This window comes from Photobacterium minamisatsumaniensis (assembly GCF_050336695.1).
GTDB classification, from domain to species: Bacteria; Pseudomonadota; Gammaproteobacteria; order Enterobacterales; family Vibrionaceae; genus Photobacterium; species Photobacterium minamisatsumaniensis.
On record NZ_JAKJSI010000017.1, the window covers coordinates 63,990 to 80,984 of the forward strand.

The 16,995-nt window shown below is 43.1% G+C and carries 11 protein-coding genes; 6 read left to right on the forward strand and 5 right to left on the reverse strand.

Features of this window, described 5'->3' with window-relative positions:
* Nucleotides 1–45: 45 nt before the first annotated feature.
* The 3 genes from L4D78_RS09020 to L4D78_RS09030 all read right to left on the reverse strand — a co-directional run bounded on the left by L4D78_RS09020 (nt 46) and on the right by L4D78_RS09030 (nt 2,827).
* Nucleotides 46–1,110 (reverse strand): isopenicillin N synthase family dioxygenase, encoded by a 1,065-nt coding sequence (locus L4D78_RS09020; protein WP_428466602.1) that lies wholly within the window; start codon nt 1,108–1,110, stop codon nt 46–48.
* Between the two features lie 279 nt (nt 1,111–1,389).
* Nucleotides 1,390–2,106: a DUF4336 domain-containing protein gene (locus L4D78_RS09025; protein WP_428466603.1), complete on the reverse strand. Its 717-nt coding sequence runs from the start codon at nt 2,104–2,106 to the stop codon at nt 1,390–1,392.
* 103 nt (nt 2,107–2,209) lie between these two features.
* Entirely contained in the window at nt 2,210–2,827 is a 618-nt protein-coding gene (locus tag L4D78_RS09030) for a hypothetical protein (RefSeq protein ID WP_428466604.1), read from the reverse strand.
* Nucleotides 2,828–3,076: 249 nt separating this feature from the next.
* Between L4D78_RS09030 and L4D78_RS09035 the strand changes: the two genes are divergently transcribed.
* The gene (locus tag L4D78_RS09035; protein WP_428466605.1) at nt 3,077–3,619 is read left to right on the forward strand and encodes a TetR/AcrR family transcriptional regulator; all 543 of its coding nucleotides are present in this window, start codon (nt 3,077–3,079) and stop codon (nt 3,617–3,619) included.
* A 158-nt stretch (nt 3,620–3,777) separates the two neighbouring features.
* On the opposite strand, the gene hpf is transcribed toward L4D78_RS09035, so the two are convergent.
* Nucleotides 3,778–4,134 carry a ribosome hibernation-promoting factor, HPF/YfiA family gene (hpf, locus tag L4D78_RS09040; RefSeq protein WP_428458013.1) on the reverse strand — a complete coding sequence of 119 codons (357 nt, stop codon included), beginning with the start codon at nt 4,132–4,134 and terminating at the stop codon, nt 3,778–3,780.
* A 244-nt stretch (nt 4,135–4,378) separates the two neighbouring features.
* Here hpf and L4D78_RS09045 point away from each other — a divergent pair, with 244 nt between their 5' ends.
* The 3 genes from L4D78_RS09045 (at nt 4,379) to L4D78_RS09055 (ending at nt 8,356) form a co-directional block, all read left to right on the forward strand.
* Complete coding sequence (locus L4D78_RS09045) at nt 4,379–5,104, forward strand: GntR family transcriptional regulator (RefSeq protein WP_428466606.1); 726 nt, start codon at nt 4,379–4,381, stop codon at nt 5,102–5,104.
* A 237-nt stretch (nt 5,105–5,341) separates the two neighbouring features.
* On the forward strand, nt 5,342–6,307 hold the full coding sequence (locus tag L4D78_RS09050) for a TAXI family TRAP transporter solute-binding subunit (RefSeq protein WP_428466607.1): 966 nt from the start codon (nt 5,342–5,344) through the stop codon (nt 6,305–6,307).
* Nucleotides 6,308–6,421: 114 nt separating this feature from the next.
* Nucleotides 6,422–8,356, forward strand: a complete 1,935-nt coding sequence (locus L4D78_RS09055) for a TRAP transporter permease (protein ID WP_428466608.1) — start codon at nt 6,422–6,424, stop codon at nt 8,354–8,356.
* Between the two features lie 119 nt (nt 8,357–8,475).
* Here the strand turns inward: L4D78_RS09055 and proC are convergent, their stop codons facing one another.
* Nucleotides 8,476–9,333, reverse strand: coding sequence for a pyrroline-5-carboxylate reductase (gene proC, locus L4D78_RS09060; RefSeq protein WP_428466609.1), 858 nt, complete (start codon nt 9,331–9,333; stop codon nt 8,476–8,478).
* A gap of 365 nt (nt 9,334–9,698) precedes the next feature.
* On the opposite strand from proC, the gene L4D78_RS09065 reads away from it, so the two are divergent.
* Together L4D78_RS09065 and L4D78_RS09070 are read left to right on the forward strand one after the other, a co-directional pair.
* Nucleotides 9,699–10,166, forward strand: coding sequence for a toxin-activating lysine-acyltransferase (locus L4D78_RS09065; protein WP_428466610.1), 468 nt, complete (start codon nt 9,699–9,701; stop codon nt 10,164–10,166).
* Between the two features lie 100 nt (nt 10,167–10,266).
* Complete coding sequence (locus L4D78_RS09070) at nt 10,267–16,956, forward strand: hypothetical protein (protein ID WP_428466611.1); 6,690 nt, start codon at nt 10,267–10,269, stop codon at nt 16,954–16,956.
* The last annotated feature ends 39 nt before the right edge of the window (nt 16,957–16,995 follow it).

The window sequence follows — 16,995 nt, forward strand, 5'->3', positions numbered from 1 at the left end:
GGTTAAGGCTATCACTGAATCTCGAAACGAATGGTTTAATCTAGCTTATTTATCATCGCCATTATTGTACTGCGCAAACGACTTTTTATTTTGAGCATTAATATAGTCAGCGGTAATAACAGGCTCATATCGTACTTCGTCTGTGTCCTTTAATCCCATATCTCGCGGATTGATCACTGCATCTGGTGTTGGATCGAAGAAAATGGCAATAGAATGACGCTCGTTGCCAGAACGATTAATGACGCGGTGTAAGTTAGAGCTAAAGCGATCGTTCGACCAGCGGTGTAGCAAGTCACCAACATTGCACACAAGCGTGCCGGGGATCGGCACTGCAGTGACCCACTCGTTGTCTTTCGTCAGTACTTCTAAACCGCCGTTCATATCTTGAAGCAGTAATGTGAGCACGCCGTAATCAGTATGAGGTGCTGAACCGTAACGCTCATCAGCTTCGTCTTGTTGGGTCGAAACGGGGTAATACACCAGTTGGCCGCGTGATAAAGGGGTCTGATAACGTTTAGCAAAGAAGTCTTTTTCAAGGCCGAGTGCGATGGCGACTGCAGAGAGGATCTTATGTCCAACGGCGTTTGCGGCGTCATAATAAGGGATAAGATCAGAGCGAAGCTCAGGCGTTGAGCTGTCAGGCCATAGATTATCGGCAATAAGAGGTAATTCTGCGCGCTTTTGATCTAATTCTTCAGTCCATTGTTCTGGTCCCCAGAAGAAGATCTCTTTTAAATCATGCGTTTTATTCCCTTCTAGCGTAACCATACCCGGAGCAAGCCAGCCACGTTGACTCGTGTTAACAGGAATTTCGCTTTTGATATCTTGTGGTTTTGCAAAGAAATCACGCATTGCTGCACCTGCTTTATCCATTACCTGCTGAGGAATACCATGGTTGGCGATATAGAAGAAACCTTTGTGCGTAACAGCATCAAGGATTTGTGCTGCTACGTCTTCTATGTTCTCGCCTGACACCAACGGTGCGATATCAATGACAGGAATATCATCGGTTGTGATGGCTCTTGCGACACCGTATTCAGCATTTTTTATCGCTTCGATCTGAGCTTCTTTATTTAATGGTGCTGCTGGGGCAAGGGTATCTGTAACCATATTCTTCCTCTCGACTTAGGTAATTTGCTTTTATTTATGTGAGTTGCAAAATTGAATTCATGACTTTATTCATTTCTGTATACAGTTTAGCGAGCGAAGAGGCGATTGTATCTGCGTTGTTATTAAAATGTGATCGATGTTGTAAGAAATGATGGGTGTGATTTTTTGGTGATGGCGAAAATAAAATTGAAGCGGTTGTAAAATCAGTTCATACGAGTGCATCTTGGCTGACTTTTAAACGCCCGAGCAATGAGCGCAAAAAAGTATCAGTAATCATTACTACATAGTGCTGTGCCGATTTGAATGAGAAAGCTTTAACCAAGCAAAAGATCTGCGTAAAAAGGCCAGCGTATCACTATCTACAATTTCACCATGCGCCATAATGATTCGTTGAGGTTCCCATTTAATCATTTGTAAATAATGCTGTTTCGCCTCTGCTTTATGGAACATAAAGCTCATTCTCCAATCAATGGGGGTTTTACCATTTGGAGAAAGAATACCTGTAAACTTTGCAAACAAGCGCTGGATTTGTGTAAAGTCAGCTGGCGGAAAATTCTCGATCAAGTCGGTCAAAATTAAAGATTTTGACTCTCGATGGAAAAAAACTGCCTCTTCCATTAATTTGGAACCGGTAAAAAGAAGCATATCGATCTCTGCTTCCCAAGGGTAAGGAATTTCGGAAGTAAGCTCGGATGTAAATCTAAGGTCGTTTCGTTTTTTCATCACTTCTCTCGTGCCATATGTTTGGGCAGCAGGATAAGCATCCTGCCACTCTTTTAAAAACAGGTGGTGTAAGTGATTTGGTGCAATAAGGTATTGTACTTTCCCTAGAGAGTCGACTTGTGATCTCAGCGCTTCGGTTAATTCTATTGGGCTATGTACCCATAACGTTGAATCAGCGAGTTTTACTACCGTCATTCGAGTTGAAAATGGCAGCATCATAAAAGTGACTGACTTACCATCAAATACCCATAGGTTGTTACTGATTTTTATCATCGTATTTGCCTCCTTCAATCATCTGCTCCGTCTAGCGCTCACACCTCGCTAGACAGAAGCTAGGTTTAAATCCTCATTAAATAAGGATGTAGACTGCTCACTGTTATTGAGCTGTAGTCGGACGGTAAGGTTCTTCTCTTACTCCATGTGATAAAACTAGCTTAATCATGAATATAGGCGCGAGCCACTCAAGCCCAACGACAGCAGGTATAGCTGGAGAAATCATGATTGAGATCATCACAACTAACAAGCCAATAGGGCGTTGAAGGTACAACGGTATATAGTGGACTAAAATTACGGCAATTATCATTGCGGCGTACCAGAAAAAGGCATAAGACCACGCAACATCAAAACAAAGTGGCACCGCAAATAGCTGAAAGTGAATGAGTGGAAAGGTAAATTTACTGCCGACTAATTTACCTAGCCAATTAACCTTTACTTGTTGGTCAGTATGAAGAAAGCGTTTCATTGAACCTAAAGAGTTGGTTAATACGCCGCCAACCATGTCTAACGCAAGTAAACCTGCAACAACAATTTGTAGTATCGTCCACCCTAAGTCTTGCCACGACAGAAAATATAACGCAACGGGAGCGACAAGCGCAGCATAGTTGGCTATTGCGCTCTCTGCTTTCGTTGCTCCAAATCCTGTTGTGAAACTGAACTTTCCTGCACACACCCAATCGATGACGGCGCTTTTTATCTTAACTTGATCTTTTGACATGTTTTACTCCGGTGGATATTACAGTGCTATTGGCACTGTTATTTTGTTTCTCAAAGGTGGACAAATTCGTCGTTACTTTTTCCAGATAATCTCTTTATAGTCCACTTGGTCTTTTTAAAGCTTATGGTGAAAATAACTGCTTGTCAATTTTTTAGTCCACATGGTCTAATTACGTATTTCTGGATTAAGGAGTGGACTTTTGGTAACAATTGGTTATAGTCCGATTGGACTTTTAAGGTGGGTGGGGTTATGCCAAAAATTGTAGATCGCGATGCGTATCGTCAGGAACTCATTATCAAAGCAGTTGATATCTTTGCTGAACATGGCTTAAATGGCTTGGGTATGCGAGGCATTGCTGAAGCACTTGGGGTATCAAAAAGTGCGCTTTATCATTACTTTCCGAGCAAAGAAGAATTGTTTTCTGCTTGCACAGAGTTCATTCTGCAGCCTAAAAGCCTTTATGGTGTATCTGATCAGAGCGAGATCCCCGAAAATAAAGAGCAAGCCATTAATAGTCTGATTTCAACACTTGATAATCGTTTTCAAGGGGAAATGGTGGTATTGCTCGACTACGTTAAAAACCGTGATTACAAAGATGTCGCGAACGATACCTTGCTGAGAATGGCAGATAGAAACTTTCAATTAGAATTAAGTAAAGTTGTTGGTGAATCTAACGCTCACCAAGCTTATGCACTTCTAATAGGAGGTTTAATGCTAAGGCTTTTGAATGGCAAGCAAACAAGGATTGATGAAATAGCGTCATGGATCGTTGCCCTCTCATCCAACAATTAACAGCGTTTCGTTTGCGTTGCGAGTAGGGGGGAGTTTTTTCCTCGCCTTACTTGGAATCCCTATTTTACGTTTTAAAAAATAGGATTGGTCAACTGACTCAAGTTAAAAAAAGCCAGCACTAAGTTGCTGGCTTCATGAGTCTGGTCAATTTAATCTGATTAAACTAATTTCATTTCTTGGATGATATCTGAAGCAATTTCGGGTTTTGTGCTGGTTGGCTTTGCGTGAAGGTTTGCTTTCAGTTGTCCTTTACGGTTACGTAGGCCTGTCTCTAGTTTTTTTAAGGCTGCTGAAATGGCAGGATACATTATATCGTTAGTCGATTTTGCTGAAACTCGTGCACCTTCATAGTTGGTAAAAATTTCTACTTCGTGCTGCCCGTGTACTTTTGTGATGATGACGTCGCTGCTGATCAGCTGCGGAAAGTGAGTAGATACTTTCTCAAATTTACTTTCAATTTCYTTTCGTGACTCGTCATTAATTGATATGTGATGTGTTTGAACGGTTACTTTCATATAATTATACCTTTCCAGTCACTATGTCTTTTAAACGTAGCAAACGCAGTGCACTTTGACCAAGTATGGATTTACACATACGTGATTGAGCCCTGTGTTACCAAATAATCTTGCCTCTACTCCCACTAAATGCTTAATTTTACTGTTTAGTGCTAAGTTTTCATCATGGTATCAGGATAAGTCTTGACTCAGATTAACCAAACTGAATACAGTTTCCTCAGATACCTTTTAAAAGATAATAAAAATGTCTAGCTCAGCTACTGATAAATCAACCAAAACATCAACAAAATCAAAAGAAGAAATAGATGTTTACCAAACTGTACGTGATATGGCTATCTCCTTTCATTTCAAGCCAGGAGAAAGGATTAATGAAGGTAAGCTCGCCACTCACTTAGGCGTGAGCCGAACCCCGTTACGCGAAGCCATGCAAAAGCTTGTCTCAGATAGGTTACTGCGTTGGGAAAGAAATAAAGGTTTCTTTTGTCATATGTTGGAAGAAAAGGAAGTCTTTGATCTATATGAGTTTAGAAAAATCATTGAGCAGCAGGCCACCTTCCTTGCTGCTGAAAGAGCGACGGATGAAGAGCTTCAAGCATTAAAAGCGTCTGCAATTGAATATTCTCAGCTAGGTGAAGACACGCCAAAAGAAGTGCTATTAGACTTTGATCAGAAGTTGCACCAGCAACTTGTGATGCTTTCTGGTAACCAAGAGTTAGCAGAAGCCTTGAATAAAATTAATCAGCGGATTTATTTTATCCGTTGGGTGAATTTAACCGATCGTCCAACAGGCAATGAGTCAGAGCATATTCATATCATTGAAGCACTGATTGCGCGAGATGCACAAAAAGCGATGTCTATCATGGGAAACCATGTTGAAAAGCGTAAAGAGCAGGTTGCGAAGTATATTCGCGAAGGGTATGGGCATATTTATACTGGGAATACACCAAATATAGTGAAAAATAATACTTAAATCACTGGCTTATAATCAAGCCAATATACACGTATTAAAAATGGGTCTACTCCTACGGTTAGGATTAGGCCCATTTTTATTGCTTTTGGTATTTACATCTTGGTCACATTTTAAATACAAGCAATTGACCTTTGATATTCTAGTCTGTATACAATTCAGAATACAACGGAGAATGTTGCAAGCGTGATGATAATAATAAGCAGCGTAAGCAATTTATAAATAGAGTGAGGGAAAACAATGAAAGTGCTCAACAAGGTCGTTCTTTTATCTGCGTCAATGCTTGTTCCAGCAATCAGCCAAGCTGAAACTATTGAGTGGACATCTGGCCAGCTCGGAGGCGGCTGGTATAGCATGTCTTCTGGTTTGGCGAACCTGATTAAAAAAGAAAACCCAGAGTTTAACCTGAAGGTTGTTCCTGGTGGTGGAACGGCTAACCCGACGAAGGTTAACCGAGGCCGCAGCCAACTAGGTTGGGGACTAGATACCTTCACTTACCAAGCACATACAGGTACGGTTCTGTTCAATGGCAAGCCACACAAAGAACTCAGCACGATAGGCATGAGTTTTTCCGATGTATATAGCCACTTTATTCGAGCTCAAGATGCTGAATATAAAACAGTTGAAGAAATTCTACAGGGTAAGAATGTCAAAATCGGTATTATTCAACGTGGGTCATCAGGTGAACAGGCCTTTCGTTGGATAATGGAAGCGAATGATACTGATTACAATACATTGCGTAAAAAGCAAGGGTTTAAGATTAACCACGGTAGTTTCGCAGAACTGAGTGCCCAGTTCAAAGATGGCCAAGTTGATTATATTTTTGGTAACTTAGGGTTACCAGGAGCCGTTGTTATCGAAATGGGCCAATCGCGTGATTTGGCGTTTGTCGATTTTTCCGAGCAGCAACTGGATAAGCTGAATAAAAATTACGGATTGCTTCCTACCGCGATTCCAGCCAATACATATCAAGGCGTAAATACAGGAGCAAATACCATTAAGATGGCAACAACCTTAATGGTTAATAACTCTGTGTCTGTTGATACCGTATATAAAATCACTAAATCGATTTGTGACAATCAAGACAAGCTAACCTCGATTCATAGCAGTATGTCAGTGTTTGACTGTGCAACATCAATGAGTGATGCGCCTGCGCCTATCCACCCGGGCGCCGCAAAATATTTCAAAGAGAAAGGCTATTTATAAGCTGATCGTTTAAGTCGAAGTATCACCATTAAGCACAAGCAATTTGCTTGTGCTTAATATTGAGTAACACAAACGAGTTACTTGCTTTTTAATGGCCTGAAATGGAGTCTCGTCATGGCTAACGATGATAAGAATTCACAACCACAACAAACAGACTTTCAAAGACTGTTGATGCTGTTCATTATGGGGTGGGCCGTTATCGGTACCTGTTTCCATTTTTACAGTGCATTTATCGGTTACCTAGAGCCGAGAACCCAGCGTTCTATTCATTTACTATTTTTGCTTCCTCTCATTTTTCTTATTACTCCTGGGCGAAAGCGGTCTGAAAATAATACGGGGTTCTTTTTACCGAATTGGTCGGGGATCTTATTGTTTCTGGTTGCTATTGTGCCATTCGCTTATTCTTGGTTAGAGGCCGAGCGAATCAATTATCGCTTAGAAGGCGTTGACGAAATTCTTCCAGTCGAAATGCTGATGGGAACATTAGCGACTATTTTGGTCGTAGAAGCCATTCGTCGTGCTGTTTCCCCAGTACTTGCAGGGTTAGTGGTAACCAGCATTGCATATTTGTTTGTCACCGATTTTATGCCGGGTGTCCTTCACTATCGACCCATTGGATATGACGAAGTTGTCGAAACGGTATTCTTATTAAGTGGGCAAGGTATTTTAGGTTCAATCACTGGTATTGCAGCAACGATGGTCGCGATTTTTATTGCCTTCGGTGCATTTATGGAAGCCAGTGGTACAGGGCGCTTATTCACTAACGGTGGAGAAATGATAGCTGGACGATACGCTGGTGGCCCTGCAAAAGTGGCCGTCGTGACCTCGGCCTTCTTCGGTACCATGAGCGGTTCTGCGTCATCCAATGTCTTTACCACCGGTTCGTTCACCATTCCTATGATGAAGCGAATTGGTTACCGCCCACAAGTTGCTGCGGGTATTGAAACAGCTGCGAGTGTTGGTGGACAAAGTGCACCGCCTATTATGGGCGCAGGTGCCTTTATTATGGCTGAAATGACGAACACGCCTTATTCCGATATTATCGTTGCTGCTGTTTTAGGTTCATTTTGTTTCTTTGCTTTGGTTTTTATTTCTGTTCACTTAGAGGCGAAGAAGAATAACTTAAAAGGCATGGATCCTGCTGATCTACCAACATTTAAAGATATCGCTAAAGATTTTCATCTTCTTCTACCGATAGTTGTGCTGGTAACCTTGCTGATGATGCGCTATTCACCGCACACTGCTGCGCTATATTCTATTGTTGCGACCCTTGTTATTACATCTTTAAAACGAAGCTCCCGCTTTGATTTGAAGAAACTGTTAAATGTCATGTATAAGGCTGGTGCGAATACAGCGCCTATTGCAATTGCTTGTGCTGGTGCGGGGATCATTGTTGGGGTACTAACTAAAACAGGACTAGTGGTATCCATTGGTAGTTTGATCTCTGATGTTTCTGGTGGCAGCTTGTGGCTAGCGGCACTGATATTGATGTTCGTTACCTTGGTAATGGGAATGGGCGTACCAACAACAGCTGCTTACGTTATTACATCCGCAATTGGTGCGCCAATGCTGATAAATGACTTTGGTGTGCCAGTGCTGGCCGCACATATGTTCGTGTTCTATTTTGCCATTTTGGCCGATGCCACCCCGCCCGTTTCGATAGCCTCGTATGCTGCGGCATCCATTGCACGATGCAACCCGTTGGTAACGGGGTTACATGCTTCTAGAATGGCAATTGCCGGTTATATAGTTGGGTTAAGTTATCTTTTCGTACCTGAAATGCGTATGGAAGGCGAAGTCCAAAATATTATTGGGCATTTAATTGCTATTATCGGTGGGCTAACATTAGTTTCTGGTGCAATTACAGGGTATTTAGGTGGTCGACTCGGCGTACTAATGCGTGTTGTACTGGCTATTGTGGGTTTATTCTTGGCTCTATATTCTGATTTAAACCTTGCTATACGGGTATTTGCCGTTGTTAGTATTGTGGCTGGATTGGTTTATATGCCTAAGATATTCAATAAAGAATTAAAACAAGAGCTATCTTGATTTTGTTCTATTGAATATTTATTTAAGAGGGCCTGACTTAGTCAGGTCTTTTTATTTTATATAAAAAAGACACAGTATTGGCACTGTGTCTTTCTATTTAGCTTTGAGTGAATGATAAATTAGAATAATTCAGCCAGCTCTTTACTGCGCTTTGATGCGGCTTGGACAGCATTGCCAACAAGTTTGTTTAGCCCATGTTGCTCCATAAATACATTAAGTGCAGCCTCGGTTGTACCATTAGGGCTGGTTACATCGCGACGTAAGTCTGCCACGTCTTTTTCTTCAACAGTCACTAAATGGGCCGCGCCAGCAACGGTATTTATCGCTAGTTGTTGTGCTAGCTCTTGCGGGAGGCCAGCTTTATTACCGGCTTCAATCAAACACTCTGTGAATAGGAATAGGTATGCTGGACCACTTCCGCTAACCGCTGTAACGGCATCCATAAGCGATTCTTTTTCGACCCAGTAAAAGTGCCCGAGTACATTAAATAAACTTTCACATATTTGTCGTTGTTCTGGCTGCACTTTGTTATTAGCACAGGCTACCATTACGCCTCGTTGCACTAATGCAGGAGTGTTCGGCATAACACGGATGATAGCATTGACATCAGGTAGTAGTTTGCCAAGTGATTCATTCGTAATCCCTGCTGCTACCGAAATCAATGTGGCATCAGAGGCAATAAAGTCACGGTAAAGTGGTAATATTTTTTCGACCATCTGTGGTTTTAATGCAAGCAGAACGAAATCAAATTTTTTCGGAGGAAGCTCCGTTGGTGACGAATAGGCAAATACACCATCGTTATTTACCAGTGATGACAAGGAATCCATATTAGGATCAACGATATGAATGGCATCACTTGCTATTCCACTTTGCAGCCAGCCATTAATTATCGCCCCTCCCATCTTGCCGCAACCGATCACAAGAATAGATGCCTGACCATTTTGTAATTGTTCAAATACTGGGGGTGTAGAGTTCATTTATTATTCCTTTTCCATTCTGTATACAGGGTGGAATACAATCTATCACCACGCGCGCCCGGTAACAATTTTGCAACATTCATTGTGTGATCTCTCACTGTTCATTAGTTATCAAGCTAATGCAGAGGCCAAATTCATAACTCTTAATTTATGAGATAATATGTTCCGTTAAATGCTTTGTTACTTTTTGTTTGATACTTTATATCGAAATCTGGAATGTTTTGTTTTGATTTGTTGTGTTTTGGTGATTGTGATCACAAGACTGACAACAAATGCACTCAGTTTTATATTAACAGTTGTTTTGATAGCCTCTTTGCACTAACAATTATGTTAATAAAGTGTAACCAAGTGTGTTGGGGGGCGTTATGCAGGGACAAGACGATTTAGATAAAACGAATACCCGTGTGGTGACGGCTAAAGAAATGCAGTTAATTGGGGAGATCACCTGGTTATTGCTTCACTCTCCTCTACATAAAGCCTATCCACTTAGTACCTTAGAAGAGCGGTTTATACATGCGTGTCGCCTTGGACAATGTCAGGTATTTTATGATCAGTCAGGGCCTATAGGCTTAGTTACTTGGGCAAAAGTATCGAGTAAGTGGCATGAAAGAATGCTCGATAGTGATACTTGGCCGCCCGTTCATGAATGGGATAAGGGTGACTATCTATGGTTTATGGATTTTGTTGCCCCTTTTGGGCATTGCACCCGAATTCGACGAGAACTTAGTAAGCAGTTTGGTAATACAGATAAGGCTTGGTGCAGAAGAATTAAAACAAATCGCGAACGAAGCCATATCTGTCAGCATCACCGAGGTCACCTGTTTAGCCATTAAATGAATACTAGAGTTGATGCTCTTTTTAGCCGCAATGGGTGTAGCTAAAAGTTTTATTGTGTCGATAGCAACGATTGACATTAAATTAAAGGAATTCCAAATGGGTACTAGAACATACCATGGTGGGAATGGAGCTGACCGTCTTCATGCCGGGCATGCAACTCATAAAAGTATTATTTATGGAAATGGCGGTGATGATAATTTAAGTGCGGGGCATACCACATGGGAGTCGTATATTTATGGGGGAACTGGTAACGATGTAATCGGTAATTCCAATAAGGCACTGAATCAAATATATATATGGGATGGCCCTGGTGATGATTATGTTAACGTTGGTGCTGTTAACGTTAATATATATGCAAGCTCAGGGGATGATACTTATAAAGTAACCTCAGGATCTAATGTTTATATAGAATTAGGAACCGGAGAAAAAGATGTCACGGTTAATTATGTCGGTTCAAAAGCAACAATTGTAGAAAAAGGTTATTGGTACGACAGAGACATCAGGGTCGACTCTGCCAATACAAATATTACTACTGGTCATGGAAACGATATAGTTGATGCTTTTGGCTTGTTTAGCACCAAGGTAACTAGCTTGGGTGGAAATAATAATGTCATAGCAAAAGGGGCCGGTGTTGAAGTAAGAACTGGCAGTGGTCATGACACGATTCTAACTGAAGCTGTTAGCGCCTTTGTACATAGTGGTGATGGTGATGATTGGATTATGGCTAAAGGTTTATCAGCTACTGTATATACTGGCTGGAATGGTAATAATTATGTGTATGCGGGTGGGGCCGATGCAAATATTTGGACGGGTAACGGGCACGATGAAATTGATGCTCGTGGCATCAATGCCTATATACGTTCTGAAGGTGGAGATGACATCATTGATGTACGCGCTTTGAATGCAACTGTGCATGCGGGAAGTGGAAATAATGAAATTAACATAAGAGCTGCCGGGGCGAATGTCACTGCTGGCAACGGTAATGACTATGCCTATATTGGTGCAGCCGTCGGCAATGTCAATTTAGGCTCTGGTAATAATACCGTTGATTACTATGCCGTCGGTGGAACCGTCACTGTTGGCTCTGGTCATGATCGGATCAATGTTCGCGCTGTCGGCGTTAATATGAATGCTGGTAACGGCAACAATTATATCGATGTAAGAGCCGCAGGGGCACGTATTACAGCTGGTAGTGGTAATGACACCGCTTATATCGGCGCAGCGGTTGGCCTTGTTGATTTGGGTGGCGGTCACAATACGGTTAACTATCATGCCGTTGGTGGTGATGTTCGTGTCGGTGATGGTAACGATCGTATCAATATACGTGCTGTTGGCGTCAATATGAATGCTGGCCATGGTAATAACCATATTGATGTTAGATCAGCTGGTGCCCGTATCACGGCAGGCAATGGTAATGATTACGCCTATATTGGTGCTGCGGTTGGCTTGATTGATTTAGGCGGCGGGCATAACACCATTGATTTCCATGCTGTTGGCGGTAGCGTGCGAGTCGGTGATGGCAACGATCGGGTTAATGTTCGTGCTGTGGGAGTAGACGTTGATGCAAAAAATGGTAATAACCACATTGATATTAGAGCAGCAGGTGCACGTGTAACCGCAGGCGATGGTAATGACTACGCGTACGTTGGGGCTGGTGTTGGTTTACTTGATTTAGGGCACGGAAATAATCACGTTGTATTGCACGCCGCTGGCGGTAACGTATTTGTTGGTGATGGTAACGACAGGATAGAAGTGAAAGCCGTTGGCGTAAAAATAGATGCCAAAAATGGTGATAATACAGTTTTGGTAAGTTCTGCGGGTGCTGAAATAAAAACGGGTAGCGGCCAAGATTATATCGAATCATTGGCTGTTGGTGGCCAGGCAATTGATTCAGGAAATGGTAACGACACCATTAAAGCGCATGGTGGCGCTAATATTATTTCTGCTGGCTGGGGAAATAATAATATCGAAGCTATCGGTGGCTTAAATATTGTTCAGGTTGCCCATGATGATAATAATATTGCAGCTTATGGTGGTCTCAATGTTGTATTAGCAGGCCATGGCAGTAATTCAATTGATTCATTCGGTGGCGGTAATTTTGTATTTACGGGCAATGGCCGAAATAATATTCATGCTGCTGGTGGGTTGAATATTGTCTTTGCGGGCGATGGCAAAAATAATATCCGCGCGGAAGGTGGCTTTAATATTATTGGCACTGGTAATGGTGGTGGTTCAGGAGCGTCGCCAGTAGGTCAGGTTTCACATGGTGAAGTTGTGGGTAACGAAATACGTTCATACAACTTCGGCAACCTAATCGTTAATGGTGACTTTGAGCAAGGTGGCCATGGGTGGCAATCAACTAATGGAATTGAGGCTGCCCATAAAGCGTCGGTGTATGGCTTGGGAAATGAAGGCCATGGTGTTCGTGTTTCTGAACTCGACGTCTACAAAAATACGTCGATTTATCAGGATATCCCTGACTTAGCCGAAGGTGAAACCGTGGCGGTTAGCTTTGATTTTTCGAATCGAGTCGGGATGTCAAGCAATGAAGGTATGGATGTTGTCTGGAATGGAAAAGTTGTGTTCTCAAGCTCTGGAGATGCGGCTAGTTGGCAGCAGAAAACGTTAAATCTGACGGCCAGTGCGGGCAGTAATCGTCTTGAGTTTAGGGGAACGGGTGCTAGTAATGGTGGTGGATATGTACTGGATAACGTTGTTGCTGAAGTCCCAGGTAATGAAATTCGAGCATATAGCTTCGGTAACTTCATTATGTCGGGTGACGGCAACGATAAAATCCGTGCAGGAGGCCTGCTATCTATTGTCACCGAAGACGGTGACGACTTTGGCAAAGACACGGGTGTGGATCACCTGAAAAACTTAGCCAATGTAACCAGCGCGGGCAATATTGTACTCGCTGGCGAAGGGAATAACGTTGTTAAAGCTTATGGTGGTGGAAACCTTGTACAAACTGGGTCAGGCGACGACCTGATTGTTGCTTTCGGCTATGCCAATATCGTCATTGCAGGGGATGGTACAAACGATATTACGACATTGGGTGCCTACAATGTTGTTTGGGGAGGGAGTGGTGATGATTCTCTCTGCTCTATGGGGGATACCAATGCCTTCCTTGCTGGTGATGGTAACAATGTAATGACTGCCATAGGGATTAATAATTTATTTGTCAGTGCTGGCGGTAATGATGATGTCATGGTCGCTGGGTCGAACAATGTGATGATCATGGGCGGGGGCGATAATGTTGGCGTTGCTATAGGGGCGACTAACCTGTTTCAGGGCGCAAGTGGCAATGATAGCTTCTTTGGCCTCGGCGACAGTAATTTAATGCTAGCGGGTAATGGTGACAATTTCTTGGTCGGTGTTGGCAGTAAAAACTTGTTCTGGTCGGGCGAAGGAGACGACACGTTATTGGCCATTGGCCAGACCAATATTATGCTGGCAGGCGATGGTGAAAACAGCGTTATGGTTGCTGGTATGGATAATATTGTTTTAACAGGTAGCGACCGTGATTCAGTGGCCGCGTTAGGCGGGAAGAATATAATTTCAACCGCTTCCGGTGACGATACGATTTATGCTTTTGGCTATACGAATTTTGTTCATGCTGGTGGCGGTAACGATGTTGCTTTCATGGGTGGGCGTGGCAATGTCGCGCTAATGGGCTGGGGTGATGACATTGTTGCAGCAGCAGGCCAACATAATATCTTACTTACCGAAGGTGGCGATGACGTAATTTTATCAATAGGTCAGAACAATGTCGTAATGGCTGGCAGTGGTGATGACACCATCATGGCATTTGGTAAAGAAAATTGGATCGCTGCAGGCGGTGGTGCCGATATTATCTTTGCTATCGGTAAAAATAATATGATTGCCGCTGATAACGAGATCTCTTTTTCAACCGAAGAATTTGGGGAAATTAAAAAGAGCTCCGGTAACCTATTTAACGATAAGGATGAAAAAGGCGAGCGTAGCGATGATGCATTAGAAGGCACACTAGGTTCAGCCAGTTTTAACGCTGAATTTAATATGAGTGCCAATCTAAACTTATTATTCCCTGAACTAGACTTCTCGGATCCAACCGTACCTGATTGGAAAACACCGTCTTTCACGCTGCAACAATACGATTTGGACATTCCGCCGATTCCAGAACTGAAATCAGCACCAAGTTATAAATACGGCAGCTTGGGGAACTATGGCTTGCCATCTATCCACTTGCCTACGCTCAGCACCCCTGAAATCGAAATTCCGAGTATTACACTGCCTTCATTAGCGATGCCGTCGTTGAGCGACTTTGGTGTGGAAGTTGATCGGATTGATCTGGAGTTAACCTACGAGTTTGATGTGAGTTCGGGGCTGTTTGGCTCTGCAGATTCAATGCTGGGTGATTTGTTCGGCTATACCTCTAGCGATGGGGTAAGCAAGAGCTTACTCCACTCTGAGGCTGAGTTTAAGCCAAGGATCACCGAGGATGGAGCATTTTTAAATGTTTACACCTTCCATTCTGCAGATGTTGGCGCTGCAGAAGCGGCTGCAAAAGGTGCCAGTGATAACTATTACTACTTTGAGGAAAGGGAAGGAGCTGGCGGAGCCGGAGGTTCAGCAGATGGAACTGTCACTGATACGAGTGGACCGGATCAAGCCGGAAGCTCTGGCGGCGGCAATGTTTCTGCTTCAGCTGGCAAATGGGCGACAGGGGCAGATGGCAGCTATAACACCGAATCACCTGACTCTTCGGAAGAAGAGGGCACTACTATACCAACATATACAACCGTAGCACTGCCGACTATTCACTTGCCAGAGCTCAATGTTCCGGAATTCAACCTCAAAGGCTTTGATCTATCAGGGTTCAGTATCTTGGGTAGTTCGATTGGAGGGCGTGAGTTCTATGGTTTCGAAATTCCTGAGTTCGATGTACCAGAGTTCGGTATACCTGACTTTAGCCTCGGCGATTACGTTGAAATGGAATCTTTAACGATTCCTGCTCAGTCCATCGAAATCCCTTCTTTCTCTATTCCGAATGTAGCAGGAATTGATTGGTCGGAAAGGTTACCGTCGTTTGACCATGAATATTTCTTATTACAAGAAAATGTAGAAGGAGACTGGGGCGATGTCATGCTGGCCATTGGTGAAACCAACCGCTTAATGGGAGGCCGAGGAGACGATATTGCCATCGGGATCGGGAAAGAAAACTTAGTCTATACCGGCAGAGGTAATGATATTGCCTTGATGGTTGGCGCCAAAAATACCTGGAGAGATGATTACGGTGCAAACGTCGCGGTGGCAATTGGCGCAGAAAATACGTTAGCTGGTGGTTTTGATAATGACGTGCTGCTTGCTGTTGGTAATGAAAATACCTTAAGCGGTGGTATTGGTGAAAACTTACTGGCGGCTATTGGTAATAAAAATACCATTAAGGGCGATGATAAGCCAGGTGAGTCGGGTGCAACAGCCAAGAATGTGGTGTTTGCTTTTGGTAACGAGAACACCGTTAAGGGTGGTTTTGCAGCCACAACAGCACTGGTGGTTGGGCGTAAGAATACCGTGAAAACCACCTTCCTTGATGACTATGTGGTGGCAGTCGGTGTCGAAAATACGATTGCGTTGCATAAAGGCAAAGACATGGCCTTTGTGATGGGGATTGATAATAACATCGAAGGCGATACTACCGACCCATTTGGTGCTGATTCCGACATTATCGTTAGTGCCGGACTACGAAATCGTGTTGATGGTGCGGGTGGTAATGACGGGCTATTTGTTGGTGGGTTATATAACCATGTTATTGGCGGTAATGGTGATGACTTAATTACAGCGATGGGTGGTTTTTCTGTCATTAATGGTGGTGATGGCAACGATGTTATAGCCACGATTGGAGCCTCGAATAACGTGACTGGTGGGCTCGGTGATGATTTCGTTATTAACATGGGAATGGCCAACCTAACCAGCTTAGGTAAAGGAAATGACACTGTTTTAAATATTGGACTTGCTGGGGCGACATTTGGCGGTGAAGGTAATGATGTCTTCCTTGATTTAGGTTGGGAAGCGATAGACTTATTGACTCAAAGCAGCACCAATATCGTTAACCATGTCTTGTCGGCGATAACTGACTTTATTGGCGATACCGTTGAAACCTTCGGTGGTGATAAGCAAGCCTCGTTAGCCTCTTTCCTGAGTTTTGAAGACAAATCCGTAGGGTTTGGTGATTCGGGCAATGATGTGTTTGTCTCAGGTTTTGGTGGCTCTCAAGCGTATGGTGGGGTAGGTAACGATTCTTATCGCTTTACCCTTGGCAGTGGTCGATTCGATATTTACGAAGCTGATGACTTAAGTGAAATGAACACCTTAAGTATTGCTGCCAATAATAGCCAAACGAATCTTGCTTTGTCATTCGATAACCTTGTGTTGTCGCAGGACTATAGCCAATTAGACATTGTAGTAAATGGCCAATCATTAGGAGAAATCGGTTTATCTGGCTGGACAGATAAAGATGTGTTCGAAATGTCTGACGTAGCATCGATGACATTTTCAGAACTAAAACAATATTGGGATGACTTGGATTCAGCCACAGCGGAAGAGAAACGCACCTTTGGGGCATTTGATTCCTCTCAAGCACTTGAAGATGGGGCGTTGGCAACATTAGCGTGGCTAAATGATCAGCAAGCTGGTGCTGTTGACTTTGGTGACCTAAATGATGGCCTGTTTAATATGGTTGAATCTGTAGTTGGAGATATGCAGGAGGCGAAGAAAAATATCGATAGCGCAGTCGGTATCGCATAGGAACAAAGCCTAGCTCATGGTGAGCTAGGCTTTTTTATT

Excerpts from the sequence above, each read along its gene's own strand:
- L4D78_RS09055 (WP_428466608.1), top strand. The coding sequence starts at position 6,422 with ATGGCTAACGATGATAAGAATTCACAACCACAACAAACAGACTTTCAA.
- L4D78_RS09025 (WP_428466603.1), bottom strand. The coding sequence starts at position 2,106 with ATGATAAAAATCAGTAACAACCTATGGGTATTTGATGGTAAGTCAGTC.
- L4D78_RS09065 (WP_428466610.1), top strand. The coding sequence starts at position 9,699 with ATGCAGGGACAAGACGATTTAGATAAAACGAATACCCGTGTGGTGACG.
- proC (WP_428466609.1), bottom strand. The coding sequence starts at position 9,333 with ATGAACTCTACACCCCCAGTATTTGAACAATTACAAAATGGTCAGGCA.
- L4D78_RS09070 (WP_428466611.1), top strand. The coding sequence starts at position 10,267 with ATGGGTACTAGAACATACCATGGTGGGAATGGAGCTGACCGTCTTCAT.
- L4D78_RS09050 (WP_428466607.1), top strand. The coding sequence starts at position 5,342 with ATGAAAGTGCTCAACAAGGTCGTTCTTTTATCTGCGTCAATGCTTGTT.
- L4D78_RS09030 (WP_428466604.1), bottom strand. The coding sequence starts at position 2,827 with ATGTCAAAAGATCAAGTTAAGATAAAAAGCGCCGTCATCGATTGGGTG.
- L4D78_RS09035 (WP_428466605.1), top strand. The coding sequence starts at position 3,077 with ATGCCAAAAATTGTAGATCGCGATGCGTATCGTCAGGAACTCATTATC.
- L4D78_RS09045 (WP_428466606.1), top strand. The coding sequence starts at position 4,379 with ATGTCTAGCTCAGCTACTGATAAATCAACCAAAACATCAACAAAATCA.
- L4D78_RS09020 (WP_428466602.1), bottom strand. The coding sequence starts at position 1,110 with ATGGTTACAGATACCCTTGCCCCAGCAGCACCATTAAATAAAGAAGCT.